Annotated in this window: 1 protein-coding gene; it reads left to right on the forward strand. The window is 64.6% G+C overall.

Annotation, left to right across the window (positions count from 1 at the left end):
• Positions 1–34 precede the first annotated feature (34 nt).
• The coding region (tatC, locus tag AAE045_RS24515; protein WP_455549885.1) for a twin-arginine translocase subunit TatC at positions 35–506 on the forward strand (472 nt) is incomplete at its 3' end.

Here is a 506-nt window from a genome sequence, read left to right on the forward strand (position 1 = left end):
CTGCGCCCACGCTGCCGAACGATGAGGCACCGCGATGAGCGAGCATGAAAGCAACGAGAGTTCGCTGGTCGAACACCTGATCGAACTGCGCGCGCGCCTGGTGCGCGCGTTGATCGGCCTGGGCGTGGTGTTGCTGGGCCTGATGCCGTTCTCGCGGCAGATCTACACGATGATCGCCGAACCGCTGATCTCGCAGCTGCCGAACGGGCAGACGATGATCGCGACCAACCCGGCCGGCGCCTTCTTCGCGCCGTTGAAACTGACCTTCTTCGTGGCGGTGTTCATCGCCGTGCCGTGGCTGCTGTTCCAGCTGTGGTCGTTCGTGGCGCCGGGCCTGTATGCCCGCGAAAAACGCCTGGCGGTGCCGTTGCTGGCCTCGTCGGTGCTGCTGTTCTATCTGGGCTGCGCGTTCGCGTATTTCCTGGTGTTGCCGGCGGTGTTCCACTTCCTGACCACGTTCCGCCCGGAGGTGATTGCGATCACGCCGGATGCGACCGCTTACCTGG

Source organism: Dryocola clanedunensis, from assembly GCF_038405435.1.
Taxonomy (GTDB): Bacteria; Pseudomonadota; Gammaproteobacteria; order Enterobacterales; family Enterobacteriaceae; genus Dryocola; species Dryocola clanedunensis_A.